This window comes from bacterium (assembly GCA_026414725.1).
Taxonomy (GTDB): Bacteria; Ratteibacteria; UBA8468; order B48-G9; family JAFGKM01; genus JAAYXZ01.
In genome coordinates this window covers 1-680 of record JAOAIL010000060.1, presented here as the reverse complement: position 1 = coordinate 680, position 680 = coordinate 1, and the positions used below count along the sequence as shown (strand labels likewise).

2 protein-coding genes are annotated in these 680 nt (G+C 35.1%); both read right to left on the bottom strand.

The window, feature by feature from the left end:
• A partial coding sequence (locus N3D17_07845) for a dihydropteroate synthase (GenBank protein ID MCX8083274.1) occupies positions 1–190 on the bottom strand: 190 nt, incomplete at its 3' end.
• On the bottom strand, positions 187–680 hold a 494-nt coding region (locus N3D17_07840), incomplete at its 5' end, for a class II aldolase/adducin family protein (GenBank protein MCX8083273.1). The genes N3D17_07840 and N3D17_07845, both read right to left, overlap by 4 nt.

Below are 680 nucleotides of genomic sequence, written 5' to 3'. Positions count from 1 at the left end.
GCCTTGTGGACTCACCGCCGATGTCTATGATGTCCGCACCCTCTTGTACCATTTCTTCTGCCCGCTTTACAGCAGCCTCAATACTGTCAAAACTTCCTCCGTCTGAAAAGGAGTCAGGAGTAACATTTAAAATACCCATTATTAGAGGCTTATCTATGTTGATTATTTTATCTTTTATCTTCCAGTTCATTGGTTTTTAAGAATTGCTTTTCTATAATCTTCTGCTTGAAGATTTTCTATCTGATTTATTTCTTTTTCTGTAAAATATCTTAATTTTCCGCAACAAATACCAACCAAAATTGACTTTGCTGCTTCTTCAACAATTAAACTTCTTGTGTATGCTTCTTTAATTGATTCTCCTACAGCAACAACACCATGATTTTTAAGTAAAACTACATTAACTTTTTTAATTTCTTTACAAACCGCTTTTCTTATCTCTTCACCTGCAGGAACAACATAATCAATGACAGGGACGTCTTTTCCGAGTATGGCAACATAATCTGGGAAAAATGGTTTAAATTTAATCCCTGCGGAAATTAAACCAACAGTAATTGGAGGATGGGTATGAATAACCGCTTTTACTTCTGGCCGGGTAAGATATATTCCAAGATGCATTGAGATTTCACAAGTTGGTCTTAACTCACTGAAAATTTCTCCTGTTTTTAAATTAACCTTTACCC